Source organism: Cupriavidus alkaliphilus (genome assembly GCF_014191175.1).
Classification (GTDB): Bacteria; Pseudomonadota; Gammaproteobacteria; order Burkholderiales; family Burkholderiaceae; genus Cupriavidus; species Cupriavidus alkaliphilus.
Window position 1 is genome coordinate 383,393 of the sequence record NZ_JACHWE010000002.1, and the last position, 16,645, is coordinate 400,037.

14 protein-coding genes are annotated in these 16,645 nt (G+C 68.0%); 1 reads left to right on the forward strand and 13 read right to left on the reverse strand.

Going from position 1 to position 16,645, the window contains the following annotated elements:
* Positions 1-2: 2 nt before the first annotated feature.
* From FHX60_RS08315 to FHX60_RS08340, 6 genes are all read right to left on the reverse strand, one after another.
* Positions 3-668, reverse strand: coding sequence for a Crp/Fnr family transcriptional regulator (locus FHX60_RS08315; protein ID WP_092312363.1), 666 nt, complete (start codon positions 666-668; stop codon positions 3-5).
* Positions 669-682: 14 nt separating this feature from the next.
* Positions 683-1,822, reverse strand: a complete 1,140-nt coding sequence (locus FHX60_RS08320; protein ID WP_183283054.1) for an enoyl-CoA hydratase/isomerase family protein — start codon at positions 1,820-1,822, stop codon at positions 683-685.
* A gap of 9 nt (positions 1,823-1,831) precedes the next feature.
* Positions 1,832-2,602, reverse strand: coding sequence for an enoyl-CoA hydratase (locus FHX60_RS08325; protein ID WP_092312357.1), 771 nt, complete (start codon positions 2,600-2,602; stop codon positions 1,832-1,834).
* Positions 2,599-3,504 carry a 3-hydroxyisobutyrate dehydrogenase gene (gene mmsB / locus FHX60_RS08330; RefSeq protein ID WP_183283055.1) on the reverse strand — a complete coding sequence of 302 codons (906 nt, stop codon included), beginning with the start codon at positions 3,502-3,504 and terminating at the stop codon, positions 2,599-2,601. Before mmsB ends, FHX60_RS08325 begins: the two co-directional genes overlap by 4 nt.
* Positions 3,505-3,759: 255 nt before the next feature.
* On the reverse strand, positions 3,760-5,283 hold the full coding sequence (locus FHX60_RS08335; RefSeq protein ID WP_183283056.1) for a CoA-acylating methylmalonate-semialdehyde dehydrogenase: 1,524 nt from the start codon (positions 5,281-5,283) through the stop codon (positions 3,760-3,762).
* 40 nt (positions 5,284-5,323) lie between these two features.
* Complete coding sequence (locus tag FHX60_RS08340; RefSeq protein ID WP_025581521.1) at positions 5,324-6,457, reverse strand: acyl-CoA dehydrogenase family protein; 1,134 nt, start codon at positions 6,455-6,457, stop codon at positions 5,324-5,326.
* A 162-nt stretch (positions 6,458-6,619) separates the two neighbouring features.
* On the opposite strand from FHX60_RS08340, the gene FHX60_RS08345 reads away from it, so the two are divergent.
* Entirely contained in the window at positions 6,620-7,633 is a 1,014-nt protein-coding gene (locus FHX60_RS08345) for an AraC family transcriptional regulator (RefSeq protein WP_183283422.1), read from the forward strand.
* An 8-nt stretch (positions 7,634-7,641) separates the two neighbouring features.
* Here FHX60_RS08345 and fghA read toward each other — a convergent pair whose 3' ends face one another.
* The 7 genes from fghA to FHX60_RS08380 all read right to left on the reverse strand — a co-directional run bounded on the left by fghA (position 7,642) and on the right by FHX60_RS08380 (position 16,598).
* The gene (fghA, locus tag FHX60_RS08350; RefSeq protein ID WP_092312342.1) at positions 7,642-8,484 is read right to left on the reverse strand and encodes an S-formylglutathione hydrolase; all 843 of its coding nucleotides are present in this window, start codon (positions 8,482-8,484) and stop codon (positions 7,642-7,644) included.
* A 13-nt stretch (positions 8,485-8,497) separates the two neighbouring features.
* On the reverse strand, positions 8,498-9,604 hold the full coding sequence (locus FHX60_RS08355) for an S-(hydroxymethyl)glutathione dehydrogenase/class III alcohol dehydrogenase (protein WP_183283057.1): 1,107 nt from the start codon (positions 9,602-9,604) through the stop codon (positions 8,498-8,500).
* A 175-nt stretch (positions 9,605-9,779) separates the two neighbouring features.
* Complete coding sequence (locus FHX60_RS08360) at positions 9,780-10,364, reverse strand: glycerol-3-phosphate responsive antiterminator (RefSeq protein ID WP_112777116.1); 585 nt, start codon at positions 10,362-10,364, stop codon at positions 9,780-9,782.
* A 5-nt stretch (positions 10,365-10,369) separates the two neighbouring features.
* Positions 10,370-11,920, reverse strand: a complete 1,551-nt coding sequence (locus tag FHX60_RS08365; RefSeq protein ID WP_183283058.1) for an FAD-binding oxidoreductase — start codon at positions 11,918-11,920, stop codon at positions 10,370-10,372.
* Positions 11,917-13,596 (reverse strand): glycerol-3-phosphate dehydrogenase/oxidase, encoded by a 1,680-nt coding sequence (locus tag FHX60_RS08370; RefSeq protein ID WP_183283059.1) that lies wholly within the window; start codon positions 13,594-13,596, stop codon positions 11,917-11,919. The genes FHX60_RS08365 and FHX60_RS08370 overlap by 4 nt, the downstream gene beginning before the upstream one ends.
* A gap of 18 nt (positions 13,597-13,614) precedes the next feature.
* Entirely contained in the window at positions 13,615-15,138 is a 1,524-nt protein-coding gene (locus tag FHX60_RS08375; RefSeq protein WP_183283060.1) for an FGGY family carbohydrate kinase, read from the reverse strand.
* Positions 15,135-16,598, reverse strand: coding sequence for an MFS transporter (locus tag FHX60_RS08380; protein ID WP_183283061.1), 1,464 nt, complete (start codon positions 16,596-16,598; stop codon positions 15,135-15,137). Before FHX60_RS08380 ends, FHX60_RS08375 begins: the two co-directional genes overlap by 4 nt.
* Between the last annotated feature and the right edge of the window lie 47 nt (positions 16,599-16,645).

Here is a 16,645-nt window from a genome sequence, read left to right on the forward strand (position 1 = left end):
ATTCAGTAGCGGCGCAGCGCCTCCAGGTCGAGCACATGCACGGCGCCGTGCTCGACCGCCAGCAAGCCTTCGCTTTCCAGCACCTTGAGCGCCGCGTTGGCCCGCTGGCGCGAAATCCCCGCCAGCAGGCCAACTTCTTCCTGCGTCAGATGCAGTGCCGGACCCAGGCCAGGGCATAGCACCGGATTGAACAGCGTCGCCAGCGCCCGCGCCACGCGGCCCTCGATGCCATGCAGCCGCTCATGCTCGACGGTGGCGATGAACAGGCCGAGCCGTTCGTTGAGCTGGTCGAGCAGGTAGCGGTTGAAGGGCAGGCTGGTTTCCTGCAGCCAGCGGAAGGTGGCACCCGGCATGCAGGCGATGCGTGAGTCGCGCAGCGCCACCACGTCATAGCGCAGCGCCTCGCGCTTGAGCAGGGAACCTTCGCCGAGCCAGCCTCCGGCCGGCACGCCGGTAAGCGTGGCGCGCTTGCCGGAGGGCGAGGCGCAATGCACCTTGACCAGGCCCTCGGCAACGCCCAGCCAGCTGTCGGCCCGGTCGCCCTTGCGGATGACATAGGCGCCTTGCGGCACCGCGCGCTCGCGCAGTTCGGCGCGGACGCGGTCGCGTTGCGCCGGCGTCAGTGCCGCGGCCCAGGGGCTGCGCGCCAGCAGCGCGTCGAGGCTCACGGCCGTGCATCCGCTCAGCCGAGCGGGATCGGAGGCAGGGGCAGTGGCTGCTCGCCCGGCGCCCACCACGGCCGGAACAGCGCGTGGATGTCGGCTTCGTCCACCGCGTCGTAGCCGGTGACGCGCCAGCGCGGAGCGTTGTCCTTGTCGACGATCAGCGCGCGCACGCCCTCGACGAAATCGCCTTGCGCGAAGGTGTTGACCACCACCGCCAGTTCCATGCGGAAGCAGTCGGCCAGGTCCAACCTGCGCCCGCGCAGCAGCAGCTCGCGCGTGGCGCATGCGGACAGCGGCGAGCGGGTGCGCAGGACGTCGATGGTCCGGCTGGCCCACGCGGTGTAGGCGGGATCGCCCTCGCCAGCCAGGCTGGCCAGGATTTCCGGCAGCGTCGCATGCGCCGGGAAATGCTCCAGCAGGGCCGGCAGCACTTGCAGCAGCGGCGCTTCGGCGGCGCTGGCAACGGGCTCGCGCACCAGCGCGTGGCGCAAGTCCGCGAGCGTGTCGTGGCCCCAGTCGATGCCGGCGAGGGTTTGTTCCAGCCCGGCCAGCGTGGCGCTGTCCACCGCCGCATCGGCCAGTCCGCACAGCAGGGCGTCCGCCGCGCCGATGCTCACGCCGGTCAGCCCCAGGTAGAGCGCCAGCGGCACCGGCAGCTTCGACAGGAAGTGGCTGGCACCCACATCCGGCACCAGGCCGATGCCGGTCTCGGGCATGGCCACGCGCGAGCGTTCGGTGACCAGGCGCAGGTGCGCGGCCTGTGCCAGGCCCATGCCGCCGCCCATGACGATGCCGTCCATCAGCGCCACCAGCGGCTTGGGATAGCGGTGCAGGCAGTAGTCCAGCGTGTATTCGTCGATAAAGAAGCGCCGGTGCAGCGGCGTGCCGTCGCGGTAGCTGTCGGTCAGCGCGCGGATATCGCCGCCGGCGCAGAAGGCCTTGGGACCCGCGCCGCGCAGCACTACCGCGCGGATGGCATCGTCGCGCGCCCAGGCTTCCACCTGAGCGCCCAGCGCGACGATCATGGGATACGACAGGGCATTGAGCTGGCGCGGCCGGTTCAGCGTGGCAATGCCGACGCCGTTGACCACCTGGAACAGCACCTCCGGCTCGGCCACATCCAGGTTGGCGGCCTTGGTCGCTTCAGTCAGGCGCATGGCGGGCTCCTAGGCGTTGCGCCATTGCGGCGCGCGTTTCTCGAGGAAGGCGTTGACGCCCTCGCGCTGGTCGGCATCGTCGAACAGGTCGACAAAGCGCTCGCGCTCCAGCGCCAGCGCCGCCTGGCGCGGCACGCCCTGGCGCGCCAGGTGCACCAGCCGCTTGCTGTGCGCGGCGGCCCGCGGGCTGACCTTGCAGGCGCGTTCGGCCATCGCCATCGCCGTGGCAAGGGCCTGGCCGCGCGGCACCACGTCTTCCACCAGTCCGATGCGCAGCGCGGTGGCCGCATCGACGCGCTCGTTGGTCAGGATCATGCGCTTGGCCCAGCCTTCGCCCACCAGCCAGGGCAGCGTCTGCGTGCCGCAGCCGCAGGGCAGCAGGCCCACGGCGGCTTCGGGCAGCGCCATCTGCGCCTGTTCCTCGGCGATGCGGATATCGCAGGCCAGCGCGCATTCCAGCCCGCCGCCCATGGCATAGCCGTTGATCGCGGCAATCACCACCGGCCGCGCATTCTGCAGGGCCTCGAAGGCGCTGCCGAACTGCTGCGCCATCACGCGCGCATGCGCGCGGTCGCCCTCGGCAAAGCCGTTCAGGTCGGCACCGGCGCTGAAGAACTTCTCGCCGGCTCCGGTAACGACCACGGCGCGCACTTCCGGGTTGGCGTCGATCCTGGCAACCAGCTCGCGCAGCTGCTGCAGGCCTGCGGCGGTGAACGCGTTGGCGGGCGGGCGGCTCAGCGTCAGCGTGGCGACGTGGCCCTGCAGGGCGAATTCGATCATTGCTTGCTCCCCTTGTCCGCGGCGGGCAGGTACTGGCGGATGACGCCGGAGAAGTCGAGATGGCCATCGCCGGCATGGCTCACGGCCTGGTAGACCTGTTGCGCCAGCGCGCCCAGGAACAGCGGCTGCTTCACGCTGCGCGCGGCGTCCGCGGCCAGGCCCAGGTCCTTGAGCATCAGGTCGGCGCCGAAGCCGCCGCTGTAGCCACGGCCGGCCGGCGCGGTCTCGATCACGCCGGGCCACGGATTGCAGGTATCGGAAGCCCAGCAGCGGCCGGTGGAGGTATTGACGATGCCCGCCAGCACGTTGGCATCGATGCCGAGCTTGACGCCCAGCGCCATGGCCTCGGAGACGCCGATCATGGAGATGCCCAGGATCAGGTTGTTGCAGATCTTGGCGACCTGGCCGGTGCCCGTGCCGCCGCAGTGGACCAGGTTGCGGCCCATGCCGGCCAGCACCGGTCGCACCTGCGCGAACAGCGCCTCGCTGGCGCCGACCATGAAGGTCAGCGTGCCGGCCTGCGCGCCAACGGTGCCGCCCGACACCGGCGCATCGGCCAGCGCATTGCCGCGCGCCTCGGCCGCGGCGGCCAGTTCACGTACGGTGGCGGGATCGATGGTGCTGGAGTCGACCAGCGGCACGCCGGGCCGCACACCGGCCAGCACGCCATCGTCGCCGAGGTAGGCGCTGCGCACGTGGGCGGCCGCCGGCAGCATGGTGATGACGAAATCCGCTTCGGCCACGGCCTTGCGCGCCGAGTCGGCGCTGGCGGCGCCCTCGGCGCACAGCGATGCCACCGCGGCGGCGTTCAGGTCGAATACGGTCAGCGTGTGACCGGCCTTGAGCAGGTTGCGCGCCATGGGTGCGCCCATGTTGCCCAGGCCGATGAAGGCGATATGCATGGGGTGTCTCCTTCGATGAGGCGTTTCGCATCCCGCTGTTTTTCTCCCCTCTCCCGCTCGCGGGAGAGGGGCGGGGGAGAGGGCGGGAGTATCAATTGGCTACCGTGCAGTCCCATGGCACCTGGCATTTCCCATGCCGGTGGCTTGGGGTGCGATTGCAGTACTGCCAGCGCCGGCCCTCTCCCCCAACCCCTCTCCCGCAAGCGGGCGAGGGGAGCAAACCGGCGGGACGGGAAGCGCTGCGGCGATGAGTCTTTACTTCAGGCTGATCGTCGTATTCACCCCATCATTGACCGTCGCATCATCAAACCAGCGCGCCGTCACCGTCTTGGTCTGCGTGTAGAACTGCACCACCTGCTTGCCGTACGGCCCCAGGTCGCCCAGCTTGGAGCCGCGCGAGCCGGTGAAGCTGAAGTAGGGCACCGGTACCGGGATGGGGATGTTGATGCCGACCTGGCCGACATCGATCTCGCTCTGGAACTTGCGCGCCGCGGCGCCGCTCTGCGTGAACACGCCGGTGCCGTTGCCGAACGGGTTGCGGTTGACCAGCGCGATGGCGTCGTCCAGCGTGTCCACGCCGATCACCACCAGCACCGGTCCGAAGATCTCTTCGGTGTAGATCGACATGTCGGTCTTCACGTCGGTGAAGATGGTCGGGCCGATGAAGTTGCCCTGCGGATATCCCGGGACGTCCACGCCGCGCCCGTCCAGCACCAGCGTGGCGCCTTCGCGCTCGCCGGCGCCGATCAGGCCGAGGATGCGTTCCTTTGCCGCGACCGAAACCACCGGGCCGACATCGGTGCCGGGCTCGGCGCCGGCGCCGACCTTGAGCGTCTTGGCGCGCGCCACCAGGTCGGGCACCCAGTCACGCGCCGCGCCCACCAGCACCACCACCGAAGTGGCCATGCAGCGCTGCCCGGCCGCGCCGAAGCCGGCGCCCGCCAGCGCATTCAGGGTTTGCTCCTTGTGCGCGTCGGGCAGTACCACCGCGTGGTTCTTGGCGCCCATCATCGACTGCACGCGCTTGCCGTGCGCGCCGGCCAGGTTGTAGACATGGGTGCCGACGGCGGTCGAGCCCACGAACGACACCGCCTTGATGTCCGGGTGCGTGCACAGCGCATCGACCACGTCCTTGGCGCCGTGCACCACGTTCAGCACGCCCGGCGGCACGCCGGCTTCCAGCGCCAGCTTGACCAGTTCCATGGTCGACAGCGGATCCTGCTCGGACGGCTTGAGCACGAAGGTATTGCCGCAGACGATCGCCATCGGGAACATCCACAGCGGGATCATCGCCGGGAAGTTGAACGGGGTGATGCCGGCGCAGACGCCGATCGGCTGCTGCAGCGTGTAGGTGTCGACGGTGGCGGCCACGTTCTCGGCAAAGCCGCCTTGCTGCAGCGTGCCGATCGAGCAGGCGTGCTCGACCACCTCCAGCCCGCGGAAGATGTCGCCTTCGGCATCGGCCAGGGTCTTGCCCTGCTCGGCGGTCAGGATCGCGGCGATACGCTTGCTGTGCTCGCGGATCAGCGCCTGGAAGCGCAGCATGACGCGCAGCCGCGCGCCGATCGGCGTGTGGCGCCAGGTGGCAAAGGCGCGGTGCGCGGCGCCCACGGCTGCCGCCAATTCGCTGGCGGTGGCGAGCGGCACGCGCGCCAGCACTTCCTGCGTCGCGGGATTGACCACGTTGCGGAATTCGGTGGCGGACGAATCCACCCATTCGCCGTTGATCAGCAGCGGTACGGTGGGCACGGCAGTGGCGGTGTTGGGCACGGCAGTCATGGTTGTCTCCGGAGGGTGTTGTTCTGCAGGGGAAGCGGGGTCAGAGGCTGCGCGCGATCAGCATGCGCTGGATCTCGCTGGTGCCTTCGTAGATCTGGGTAATGCGGGCGTCGCGGTAATGGCGCTCGACCGGGTAGTCTTCGAGGTAGCCGTAGCCGCCGTGGATCTGCAGCGCCTTGGAGCACACGCGCTCGGCCAGCTCCGACGCATACAGCTTGGCCTGCGAGGCTTCGGACAGGCACGGCACGCCGTCGCTGCGCATGCGCGCGGCGCGATGCACCAGCAGCCGCGCGGCATTCAGTTCGGTGGCCATGTCGGCCAGCATGTTGGCGATGGGAGGATGCTCGCGCAGCGCGCGGCCGAACTGGATGCGCTCGGACGCGTAGCGGCATGCGGCCTCGAATGCCGAGCGGGCGATGCCGATCGCCTGCGCGGCGATGCCGATGCGTCCGCCCTCCAGGTTGGACAGCGCGATGCGCAGGCCTTCGCCGGGCTCGCCCAGCAACGCGTCGTGCGGGACCACGCAGTCTTCCAGCGTGATGGCGCAGGTGTCCGAGGCGCGGATGCCCAGCTTCTTTTCGGGGGCGTGGACGATAAAACCGGGCGTGTCGGTGGGCACCAGGAACGCCGAGATGCCCTTCTTGCCGCGTTCCGGTTCGGTGGCGGCAAACACCACCGCCACGCCCGCGCGCTGGCCGTTGGTGACGAACTGCTTGCTGCCGTTGAGCACCCAGCCGTTGTCGGTAAAGCGGGCGCGGGTGCGCAGGTTATGCGCCTCGGAGCCGGCCTGCGGTTCGGTCAGGCAGAACGCGCCGATCAGCTCGCCGCTGGCCAGCCGGGCGAGGTAGCGTTCTTTCTGCGCGTCGGTGCCGTAGTGCAGGATCGGCCCGCAGCCGACGGAGTTGTGCACGCTCATCATGGTCGCGCAGGCGGCGCAGCCGGCGGCGATCTCTTCGATGGCCAGCGCGTAGGCGACATAGTCGGTATAGGTGCCGCCCCATTCCTCGGGCACGATCATGCCCAGCAGCCCGAGCGCGCCCATTTCGGCGACGACCTCGTCGGGCAGGCGGCCGTCGCGGTCCCATTGGGCGGCGCCGCCGGCCAGCCGTTCGGTGGCAAAGGCGCGCGCGCTGTCGCGGATCATGGTTTGCTCTTCGGTGTAGTCGCTGTGCATGGCAGATTGGGGGGCGTTTGGAGCGGCGCTGCAACTCAGGCAGAATGCGCGCTCGGCGTTTGACCTGCGGGCAGTGTAGGAACGCCCGGGGCCGGCTCCTATGCCAAAATCCGCCAATCTTCGTGAACTCGTTTGCCACCATCGCTTGCCACCCTCAGCACCATGGAAAAAGGCAGTGTCGCCATCTGTTTCGTCCACCACGCCATCGCGGGGCTGCGCGCGCGCGGCATCGACCCGGAGCCGGTGCTGCGCGGCGCCGGCATTGCGCCGGCGCTGCTGGCGGTGCCGCAGGCGCGGGTCTCGACCGCCAGCTACAGCGAACTGTGGCTGGCAGTGGCCGCGGCGCTGGACGACGAGTTCTTTGGCCAGGATTCGCGCAGCATGAAGTGCGGCAGCTTTGCCATGCTGTGCCATGCGGTGGCGGGCAGCCGCACGCTGGCGCAGGCTCTGGAGCGCATCACGCGGTACTTCCGGCTGCTGCTCGACGATATCGGTGTGCGCTTGGAGCGCCATGGCGACGAGGCCGCGCTGGTGCTGACGGCGCCGAGCGCGCACCTCGGGCGGCAGCCTGGCGTGTTTGCGCAGGAAACCATGCTGATCATGCTGCATGGCCTGATGAGCTGGCTGCTGCGGCGGCGCGTGCCGGTGCGGCTGGCGGCATTCGCCTATGCCGAACCGCCGTACAGCGCTGAGTATCGCGTCATGTATTCGCGCCAGCTGGCGTTCGCGCAGCCGGCCACGGCGCTGGTGTTCGACGCGGCGCTGCTGGAGCAGCCGGTGCGCCACGATGAGCGCAGCCTGAAGGCGTTCCTGCGCGACGCGCCGCACAACGTGGTGGTCAAGTATTCGGACCGCAGCAGCATGGGTGCGCGCGTGCGCCGGCTGCTGCGCAACCAGAGGCCGGACCTGTGGCCAACGTTCGAAGACCTGGCCGTCGGACTGAACCTGTCGGCATCGTCATTGCGGCGCCGGCTGATGGAGGAGGGCGTGAGCTACCAGGATCTTAAGGATGCGCTGCGGCGCGACCTGGCGATCGAGGCGCTCAGCCATTCCGGGCGCCCGGTCGCCGATATCGCGGCCGAGCTCGGCTTTGCCGAGCCCGGTGCGTTCCACCGGGCGTTCCGGCGCTGGACCGGATCGCGCCCCGGGGCGTACCGCCGCCTGGCAGACGGCTGAGCGCGTGGCTACAGCTGCGTTGCGTGGTGCCGGATGTGGTCGGCGATAAAGCTGGTGATGAAGTAGTAGCCGTGGTCGTAGCCGCTGTGCCGGCGCAGCGTCAGCGGCTGGCCGACGGCCTGGCAGGCCGCGGCGAATGCGTCCGGATGCAGCTGGCTCTGCAGGAACTGGTCGTCCAGGCCCTGGTCGACCAGGATGCCGGCCGGGAACGGCGCCCCCTGCTGGCGCGCCATCAGCTCGCTCGCGTCATACTGCGCCCAGGCGGCGCGGTCGCTGCCGAGGTAGCCGGTAAAGGCTTTCTCGCCCCACGGGCAGCGCGACGGCGCGGCGATCGGCGCGAATGCCGATACCGAGCGGAAGCGCTGCGGATGGCGCTGCGCCAGCACCAGGGCACCATGCCCGCCCATCGAATGCCCGAAGATGCCGACGCGCGCGGCATCGCCCGGCAATGCGCTGGTCACGAGTTCGAACAGTTCTTCGGCGACGTAGCTTTCCATGCGCCAGTGCTTCTGCCACGGCGCTTCGGTGGCATCGACATAAAACCCCGCGCCCACGCCGAAGTCCCACGCATCCGCTTCGCCGGGCAGGCCCGCGCCGCGCGGGCTGGTGTCCGGTGCCACCAGCATCAGGCCGTGCTCGGCGGCAAAACGCTGCGCGCCGGCCTTGATCATGAAAGTCTCTTCGGTGCAGGTCAGGCCGGCCAGGTAGAACAGCACCGGCACCCGTGCGCCAGCCTGCGCCTGCGGCGGCAGGTAGACCGAGAAACGCATCGGCAGCCCGATCGCCACCGAGTCATGTCGATAGAAGCGCTGCACGCCGCCGTGGCAGCCATGTTGAGAGATCAGTTCCATGTCGGCGCCGTCCTCAGTACAACACCACGGAACGGATCGACTCGCCGCGCTTCATCAGGTCGAAGCCCTCGTTGATGCGCTCCAGCGGCAGCGTGTGCGTGATCAGGTCGTCGATATTGAGCTTGCCTTCCATGTACCAGTCGACGATCCTCGGCACGTCGGTGCGGCCGCGCGCGCCGCCGAAGGCGGAGCCTTTCCACTCGCGCCCGGTCACCAGCTGGAACGGACGCGTCGAGATCTCCGCGCCGGCCTCGGCCACGCCGATGATGATCGACTTGCCCCAGCCCTTGTGGCAGCACTCCAGCGCCTGGCGCATGACCTGCGTATTGCCGATGCATTCGAACGAGTAGTCCGCGCCGCCGTCGGTGAGCTGGATGATGTGGTCGACCACGTTGTCGACCTCCTTCGGGTTGATGAAGTGGGTCATGCCGAACTTGCGCGCCATCGCTTCGCGCGCCGGGTTCAGGTCGACGCCGATGATCTTGTCGGCGCCCACCATCTTCGCGGCCTGGATCACGTTCAGGCCGATGCCGCCCAGGCCGAACACGACCACATTGGCGCCGGCCTCGACCTTGGCGGTGAACAGCACCGCGCCCACGCCGGTGGTGACGCCGCAGCCGATGTAGCAGACCTTGTCGAACGGCGCATCCGGGCGGATCTTCGCCAGCGCGATCTCCGGCACCACGATGTGGTTGGCGAAGGTCGAGGTGCCCATGTAGTGGAAGATCGGCTTGCCGTCGAGCGAGAAGCGCGAGGTGCCGTCCGGCATCAGGCCCTTGCCCTGGGTGGCGCGGATGGCCTGGCACAGGTTGGTCTTGCGCGACAGGCAGAACTTGCACTGGCGGCATTCCGGCGTGTACAGCGGGATCACGTGGTCGCCGGGCTTCAGCGAGGTCACGCCCGGGCCGACGTCGGTAACGATGCCCGCGCCCTCATGGCCCAGGATCGCCGGGAAGATGCCTTCCGGGTCGGCGCCGGACAGCGTGTAGTAGTCGGTGTGGCAGATGCCGGTGGCCTTCACTTCCACCAGCACTTCGCCGGCGCGCGGGCCGTCGAGGTCGACGTCTTCGATCGTCAGCGGGGCGCCGGCTTTCCAGGCGATGGCGGCTTTGGTTTTCATGGGGTCCTCCGGGATCAGGAATATGGGGCGGCTTGCGGGGTGGCGCGGCGGCTAACGCCGCGCGAGCCGGCAAGCCCGGTCCGAGGACATGACTATACGATCTTCCAGTGGTGGCGGGCCAGCTTTGGCCGATCAGCGGTCAGCGAAACCCGCCGGGCGGTGCCCGGCGGCGGTTTCAAGGCTGGAGCGCCTTCGCATCCAGGCTCCACAGCTTGCGGTCGCTGGTCGACACCGCGACGGCGCCATGCGCCAGCGCGTCGCGGATATCGTCGCGGTTGCAGACAAAGCCCGAGGTCACGATCGGCGGCAGCGCCTTGCGGTCCGCTTCCGGCAGGTGCGACAGCATCGGTGCCGGCATCAGCTGCACCAGGTTCGGGTCGCTCTGCTCGAGCGCCTTGACGCTGCGCGGCCAGGTGGAGCGGTCGGTGACGAAGACCTTCTGCATCGTCACCATGCCGGCGCGATTGGCGCGCTGGATCGTTGCCACCCGCGTGGAAACCAGACTGGTCACCCCGATGTCGGCCAGGTACTCCACCCCGCCCTTGTCCTGCGACAAGCCCTCGCAGCTGTCGATATTGACGATGAGGTACTTGCCGGCGCTGGCCAGCGCGGCGATGACTGGCTGCAGCTTGCGCAGTTCCACGTTGGCGACAATGCAGACTTCGGCCACGCTTTCAACGATGGAGCCGATCTGGTCAACACCGTAGAGTGTGCCGATGACGGGGTGTCGCGTCAGGCGCGCACCGAGGGACCTGTCCATGCTGGTTACTTCGGTTCGTTGGTGAGCACGTCACTGAGACCCAGCTTGCCCGGGTTCAGGATATTCTGCGGGTCGAGTGCCTGCTTGACTGCAGCCAGCAGCGGGAATGCCGTGTCCAGCGACGAGGCCATGTATGGGGCGCGCAGCAGGCCGATTCCGTGGTGGTGGCTCAGTGCCGCATTGTATTGGATCAGCACCGCATTGGCAGCATCCCATGCCTGGCGATACCACTTCTGGCGGTCTTCCACCGCGACCTCGCCGCGCAGCGAAAAGTACAGGCAGGCGCCGTCCACATAGGCGTGCGACTGGTGCGCGGAGCCGGCGAGGGTGCCTGGCACGGCATTGATGGCCTTGACCACGTCCGCGTAGATGGCCGCCAGGTCGCGCCACGGTCCCGACATTTCGAGCGTGTCGGCGACAAAGCCGGGACTGCGCTTGAAGCCCTCGGCGCTCTTGCCGGTCAGGTAGCGCGTGTCGAGCCAGCGCTCGAAGATCGCGGCGCCGTCGAGTTCCTCGCCGAGTTCCCGGCACACGCGCTCGCTGATCGTCATCACCGCATCGACCATCTCGCGCGCGCCCTCGTCGGCAACCAGCAAGACGTTGGTGTCGGGCAGCCCGAACTGCACGCCGCTCTCGAGTTCGTCATAGAGCCGCAGCGCGGCCGGGTTGGCCCCGCGCTGCATGATCTCGCGGCAGGCCTCCAGGCCGATGGCAAAGGTCTTGAAGCCATAGGCGATGGCGCGCCCGTAGTCGGGCAGGCGGTGCAGCTTGAGGCGCACGCGCACGATGACGCCCAGCATGCCCTCGGACCCGATGAACAGTTGCTGCAGATCCGGGCCCAATGCCGCGCGCGAGTAGCCGCCCACAGTGACCAGGCTGCCGTCGGCCAGCACCACGTCCATGCCGAACACCATGTCTTCGATCTTGCCATAGCGCGTGGACAACTGGCCGGCGCCGCGGCAGGCTACCCATCCGCCGACCGTGCTGATCGCGTACGACGATGGCCAGTGGCCCATCGTCATGCCGAATTCCTTCTGCACGGTCTCCTCGAAGATGTCGCCGAACATGCCGGCTTCCACGTCGACGATCTGGCTGGCCTTGTCGAATCCGACCAGCTTGTTCAGGCCGCACACGTCCAGCACGATGCCGCCGCGCACGGGCAGGGCGGCGCCCGTCACGTTGCTGCGGCCGGCCGATACGGTGACCGGAATGGCACTGGCGCTGGCAATGCGCATGACTGCCTGCACCTGTGCCACGGTGGAAGCGCGTACGATGACCCCGCGCGGCGTGGCGGGCCTGCCGGCGGTCTCCGTGATCATCGATCCGGCCCACCAGTCGCGCGTCCATGCCACGACGTCGGCGGTATCGGTCAGGACCTCGTCGGCCACCTTGCGCAAGGCCGCGATATCGGCCGCGCAGACGGCAATGGTGTCACGTTGCAGGCCGGGCGCATCCGGGGTGCCCTGGATGTTCGCCGCATAGCCCGGCGGCGTGTGGGCGCCGACGACGTAGTTGCCGCGGTTGTAGCCGCGCTTGATGGCTTCCTTGCTGATCATGCTGAGTCTCCCATGAGGACGGATTTTTCGAGGGCGACGGCGGCCAGGTATTCGCTGACCTGCCGCGCTACGGCCGCTTCGGACAATCCGAGTTCGGCCTGGAGGATCTGGCCCACCCGCGCTGCGGCGCGGGCAGAGGCATCGCGCGCCATCAGGCGGGCGCGGATGCGTCGTGACAAGACATCGTCGACGGTGCCAGCCAGTTCATGACGCACCGCGTAGACGATCTCGGCTTCGGTATACGGCAGGCCTTCCACGATCGGCCTGGCCAGGGTGGCGTCTGCCTGCAGGATGTCGCTGACGAAGCGCGCCTCCGTGCCATAGCGCTCGCCCAGGTGCGCCGACATGCCGCCGGATGCGACGATGGCCTGTGCGTCATAGCCAGCCGCGCCCAGCAGATAGGCCGACCTGGTCAGGCACTTGCTGCGCTTGCCGATGACTTTCTGCGCCGCATCGACGGTTTGCTCTGCCATATGCCGCGAGGTCGTGAGCTTGCCGCCGACGATGGTCACAAGGCCGTCATCCGCGGTATGAATCTCGTGATTGCGCTTGATTTCCAGGGTCTTGCCGCCGGGCGGCGCCACCAGCGGACGGCACCCCGCGATGCTGCCCACCACGTCCTCCGGCGTCAGGTCGGTCTTTAGCGCCGAGCGCGCGCCCTCCAGCAGGAAGTCGAGCTCCTGCCGGGTGCACATGACATTGTCGAGGTCGCCCTCATAGTCTTCGTCAGTGGTGCCAAGGTAGGACACATTGCCCCACCGCGTGATGGTTGCCCGGCGGCTGCGCCCGGGCACCGGGATCGTCACCGTGCAGTCATTGCGGATCTTCAGCCACGGGATGGCAATGTGGACGCCCTTGGCGGGGCGAATGTGCAGGGTCCTGGCCTCGCCCTTGCGGCGGCCGGTCCAGTCGCGCAGCCAGACGCCGGTTGCCATGATGACCACGCCTGCCCGCACGCGGATCTCGCGCTCGCCGGCGTGGACAATGGCGCCATCCACCTTGCCGTGTCCGTCGCGCGTGATCTCGGCGACAGTCGCGTGATTGACCACGGCCGCGCCATGGAACGCTGCCGTGCGCGCGATGTTCAGTGTCAGGCGGGCATCGTCGACGCGCGCGTCGAAGTACAGGTAGCCGCCGGTCAGATGTTCCTCATTGAAGGTCGGGCAGTGGGACAGCACCTCGGCCTTGGTCAGCTTCTGGTGGAGGATTCCCTCGCGCCAGCCGCCGGCGAGGTCGTAGGTCCAGAGCAGGCTCTCGAAGGCCTTGGCCAGGCGCTTGTCGAACACGCCGTTGCGCTCCATCACCGGGAACAGGAACGGCAGCCGCTGTACCAGGTGGCGCGCGTTGCGGCGCAGGCGCTGGCGCTCCAGCAGTGAATGGCGAACCAGGCCGAGATTGCCCTGCTCGATATAGCGCAGGCCGCCGTGCACCATCTTTGATGACTTGGACGAGGTCCCCGCGGCGAAGTCGCTTTTTTCGACCAGCGCCACGCGATAGCCGCGCAGGCTGGCATCCAGCGCGGCGTAGGCGCCCGTCACGCCGCCGCCGACCACCAGGATGTCGAACGAATCCGCCTCGATGCGGTCGAGCATGTCCCGGCGCACCAGCCGCAACGGCTCGGTGCTGGTCATGGCGGCGCGCTCGCGGCTGGCGCTGCGGGATGGAAAAATCACCATGTCTTTGGTTGCTCCTGGTTAATGGACCGCAAGCGCGTCCGCATGGTTGAGCTCGGATGCCACCCGCGCATTCCAGAGCGCGCGCCGCTGGGCGCGCTCATCGGCGCTGATTGCCGGTTCGAATACCGCGTCCGGGATGGTGGTGGTGCGCGCCTGCTGCATGGAATCCCAAAGCAGGCCTGACGAGCCCGCAAGGTAAGCGATGCCGCGCAGACTGGCGCGGTCGGTCTCCTGCATGCGGTGGATGGAAATGCCGCTGAGATCCGCCTGCATCTGCAGCAGCGCATCGCTGCCAGACAAGCCGCCGCCAACCACGAGCTCCGACACCGGCACGCCCGCGATCTCCCGGTTGGCCTCGATGCAGGAAGTCACCGAATGCGCGATGCCTTCAAGGATGGCAAAGGCTATCTCGGCCTGCGTCGTTGCCATCGAGATACCGGTCAATGCTGCGCGCGCTTCAGGCTGCATGCGTGGGACCCGCAGCCCGGTCAGCGCGGGAATAAAGGTCACGCCTCGTGACGAGGCAACGGTGCTGGCCAGCGCACTGATTTGCCGGGCATTCTCGAACCAGCCGAGCTTGTTGCAGACCCAATTGAGGGCGGAGCCGGTGGTGGCGACAAAGGTTTCGACGGAGAAATGCGACACGCCCAACTGCCGGCGTGCGGTCATGGTCAGGGTGCTGTCCGACTTGCCGCTGCGCGCAGGAAGGTTCGGGCCGACTACCAGGTCGACAAAGCTGCCGGTGCCATGCAGGCACATCGCCTGGCCGGCATCGAGGCATCCCAGCCCGATCGCGCCGGCGAGCTGGTCCCCGGCACAAGCGAGGATCGGCACATCAATCCCCAGCACCTCCGGACGCGTGCGCCCGAAGTCGTCCGCATCCTGGCGCAACTCAGGCAGCAGTTCGCGCGGAAAGCCGAGCGCGTCGATCCACTCGAGCTGGTAGCGATGGCCGGTCAGCACGTAGGCGTTGCAGGAGGTGGCGTTGGTCGGCGTGGTGATGCACGTGCGTGCCGTCGACAGGTGCCAGAGCAGCCAGCTGTCGATGGTGCCGAAGGCGAGCCGGCGCGCGCGGAAGGCGTCAGCCACAGCCGGCGTGTCGCGCAGGTGACGCGCTGCCCACAGGTAAGGCGAGCGCACACCGGTGGGGCGGCCGACTGCTTCGCGCAGCGTCGCATCCCATGCCGGCGCAAGCTGGTCGAGATCGGCTGCGTAGCGCGTGTCCTGCCACACCATGGCGGGTACCAGCGCACGTCCGGTCTGCGTGTCCCACAGTACCGCGGTGGCGCGCTGGGTGGCGATGGCGAGGGCGGTGACGGTCAGGTTCTCGCGATCAGCCTGGGCCAGGGTGGCGCGGCAAACTGCCAGGGTCTTGTCGAGCAGGACGTCGGCGTCCTGTTCGACCACGCCAGGGCAGGGGGAACGGACCTCAAGCGTGGTGTACTCGAGGCACCTGACATGACCGTCGCCGGCGACCACCGCGGCCCGTGTGCCCGAGGTGCCCTCATCGATCGCAAGGATGACATTTCTGCGCTGGGTCATGGGCGGGCCTTCTCGATCGCGGGGTTCATGAAGCCCGGAGCGTCCGGCACATCGCCCTTGAACTGCGGGGCATCGGCTTCATTGTCGGGGTTGATGGTGGTGCGGGTAGGGTCCCAGCGGATCGCAAAGCAGATGATGCTGGCCAGCAGCGGCACTACGGACAGGATCAGGAAGGTGGTTTCAAGCCCATACTGTGCGCGGAACAGCGGGAAGACCAGCAGGCCCAGTGCAGCGCCGATGGCACCGAGCGCGCCGATGATGCCGTTGGCGCCCGCGCGCAGTTCACTGCGGAAAGACAGTGACGACAGGCTTTTGCCATTTGCGCCGGGCCCGCACGAGTGGAACAGGATGAACAGCGACGGAACGACCACTGCCATCCACATCGGCATCTTGCCGTTGAACAGGCCCAGGATCAGCAGCATGGCGAATACCGCTGCAAAGCCGAACGCCGAGGCGCGGCGCAGGCCCAGCTTGCGGCCAATCAAGGGCGAGAGGAAGCCGCCAAAGATGCCGAAGACGTTGAAGACCAGCGCACCGATCGTCGCGTAGGCAAAGTCCTTGCCGAACATGGCCGCACTGATCAGCGGCAGGTACCACCCGATCGCGAAGTACTGGATCGACTGCCCGATCTGCACAGTGGCCGCCAGCACGGTGCGCGGCAGGTAGACGCCGCGGAAGATCAGCAGCACGTTGGCGATGCCGCGGCGCGCCTGGTTGAGGACGGGAATGCGTTCCGCGGGTGATGCGGCAACGAACTCACGGCCGTAGATGCGCGTCATGGCATGTGCGGCGGCATCGAGCAATTCCTTGCGCGCCAGCCAGATCGGGCTTTCCACCAGAAACAAGCCCTGCAGCAGCAGGATGATCACGCCGAAGACCGCGGTAGCTGCCACCGAGTAGCGCCAGATCGCATCGCCAACGTCCCAGGAGTAGAACAGCAGTGCCAGCAGCAGGTTAGAGCAGACAGCCGTGTACCACATGCCTTGCCACGTGTTCAGCCGACTCTTGAGTTTCACCGGCGTGAACTCCGCCAGCACCGCCATGGCGATGGCAAAGTCGATGCCGTAGGCCGCACCGACAAAGAAGCGCCCGGCCAGAATCACCTCGAAGCCGGGGGCAAACACCACCAGCAATGCGCCGGCCACAGCCAGGACCTTGGCGAGAATCAGCGGACGGACGCGGCCCCAGCGGTCGGCCATCCAGCCGCCGATAGGGTTGAAGGCAATGGCCACCCAGGAAGCAAACGAGGTCAACAGGGCGACTTTTGCCGGCGCGAGTTGAAGGTTGCGCGTCATCGGCCCGAGGCCGGCGCTCAGTGCAGAATTGGAAAATGCGTCGAGGAATAGCCCGCCGAGTGCGAGCCACCAGATGACACCGGCTCTGCCGCGAATGCCCGGGCAGGAATCTATGTAGGCAATGACATCATCGATGCCACGAATTTTGATGGCAGAGTGTTGCACGGCGGTCTCCTCTTAATTGTTCTGTAAGAGGCCGCAGCAACAGCAAG

Coding starts and splice junctions, on each gene's coding strand:
- FHX60_RS08370 (WP_183283059.1), bottom strand. CDS start 13,596: ATGGTGATTTTTCCATCCCGCAGCGCCAGCCGCGAGCGCGCCGCCATG.
- FHX60_RS08335 (WP_183283056.1), bottom strand. CDS start 5,283: ATGACTGCCGTGCCCAACACCGCCACTGCCGTGCCCACCGTACCGCTG.
- mmsB (WP_183283055.1), bottom strand. CDS start 3,504: ATGCATATCGCCTTCATCGGCCTGGGCAACATGGGCGCACCCATGGCG.
- FHX60_RS08360 (WP_112777116.1), bottom strand. CDS start 10,364: ATGGACAGGTCCCTCGGTGCGCGCCTGACGCGACACCCCGTCATCGGC.
- FHX60_RS08365 (WP_183283058.1), bottom strand. CDS start 11,920: ATGATCAGCAAGGAAGCCATCAAGCGCGGCTACAACCGCGGCAACTAC.
- FHX60_RS08375 (WP_183283060.1), bottom strand. CDS start 15,138: ATGACCCAGCGCAGAAATGTCATCCTTGCGATCGATGAGGGCACCTCG.
- fghA (WP_092312342.1), bottom strand. CDS start 8,484: ATGGAACTGATCTCTCAACATGGCTGCCACGGCGGCGTGCAGCGCTTC.
- FHX60_RS08320 (WP_183283054.1), bottom strand. CDS start 1,822: ATGCGCCTGACTGAAGCGACCAAGGCCGCCAACCTGGATGTGGCCGAG.
- FHX60_RS08325 (WP_092312357.1), bottom strand. CDS start 2,602: ATGATCGAATTCGCCCTGCAGGGCCACGTCGCCACGCTGACGCTGAGC.
- FHX60_RS08345 (WP_183283422.1), top strand. CDS start 6,620: ATGGAAAAAGGCAGTGTCGCCATCTGTTTCGTCCACCACGCCATCGCG.
- FHX60_RS08340 (WP_025581521.1), bottom strand. CDS start 6,457: ATGCACAGCGACTACACCGAAGAGCAAACCATGATCCGCGACAGCGCG.
- FHX60_RS08355 (WP_183283057.1), bottom strand. CDS start 9,604: ATGAAAACCAAAGCCGCCATCGCCTGGAAAGCCGGCGCCCCGCTGACG.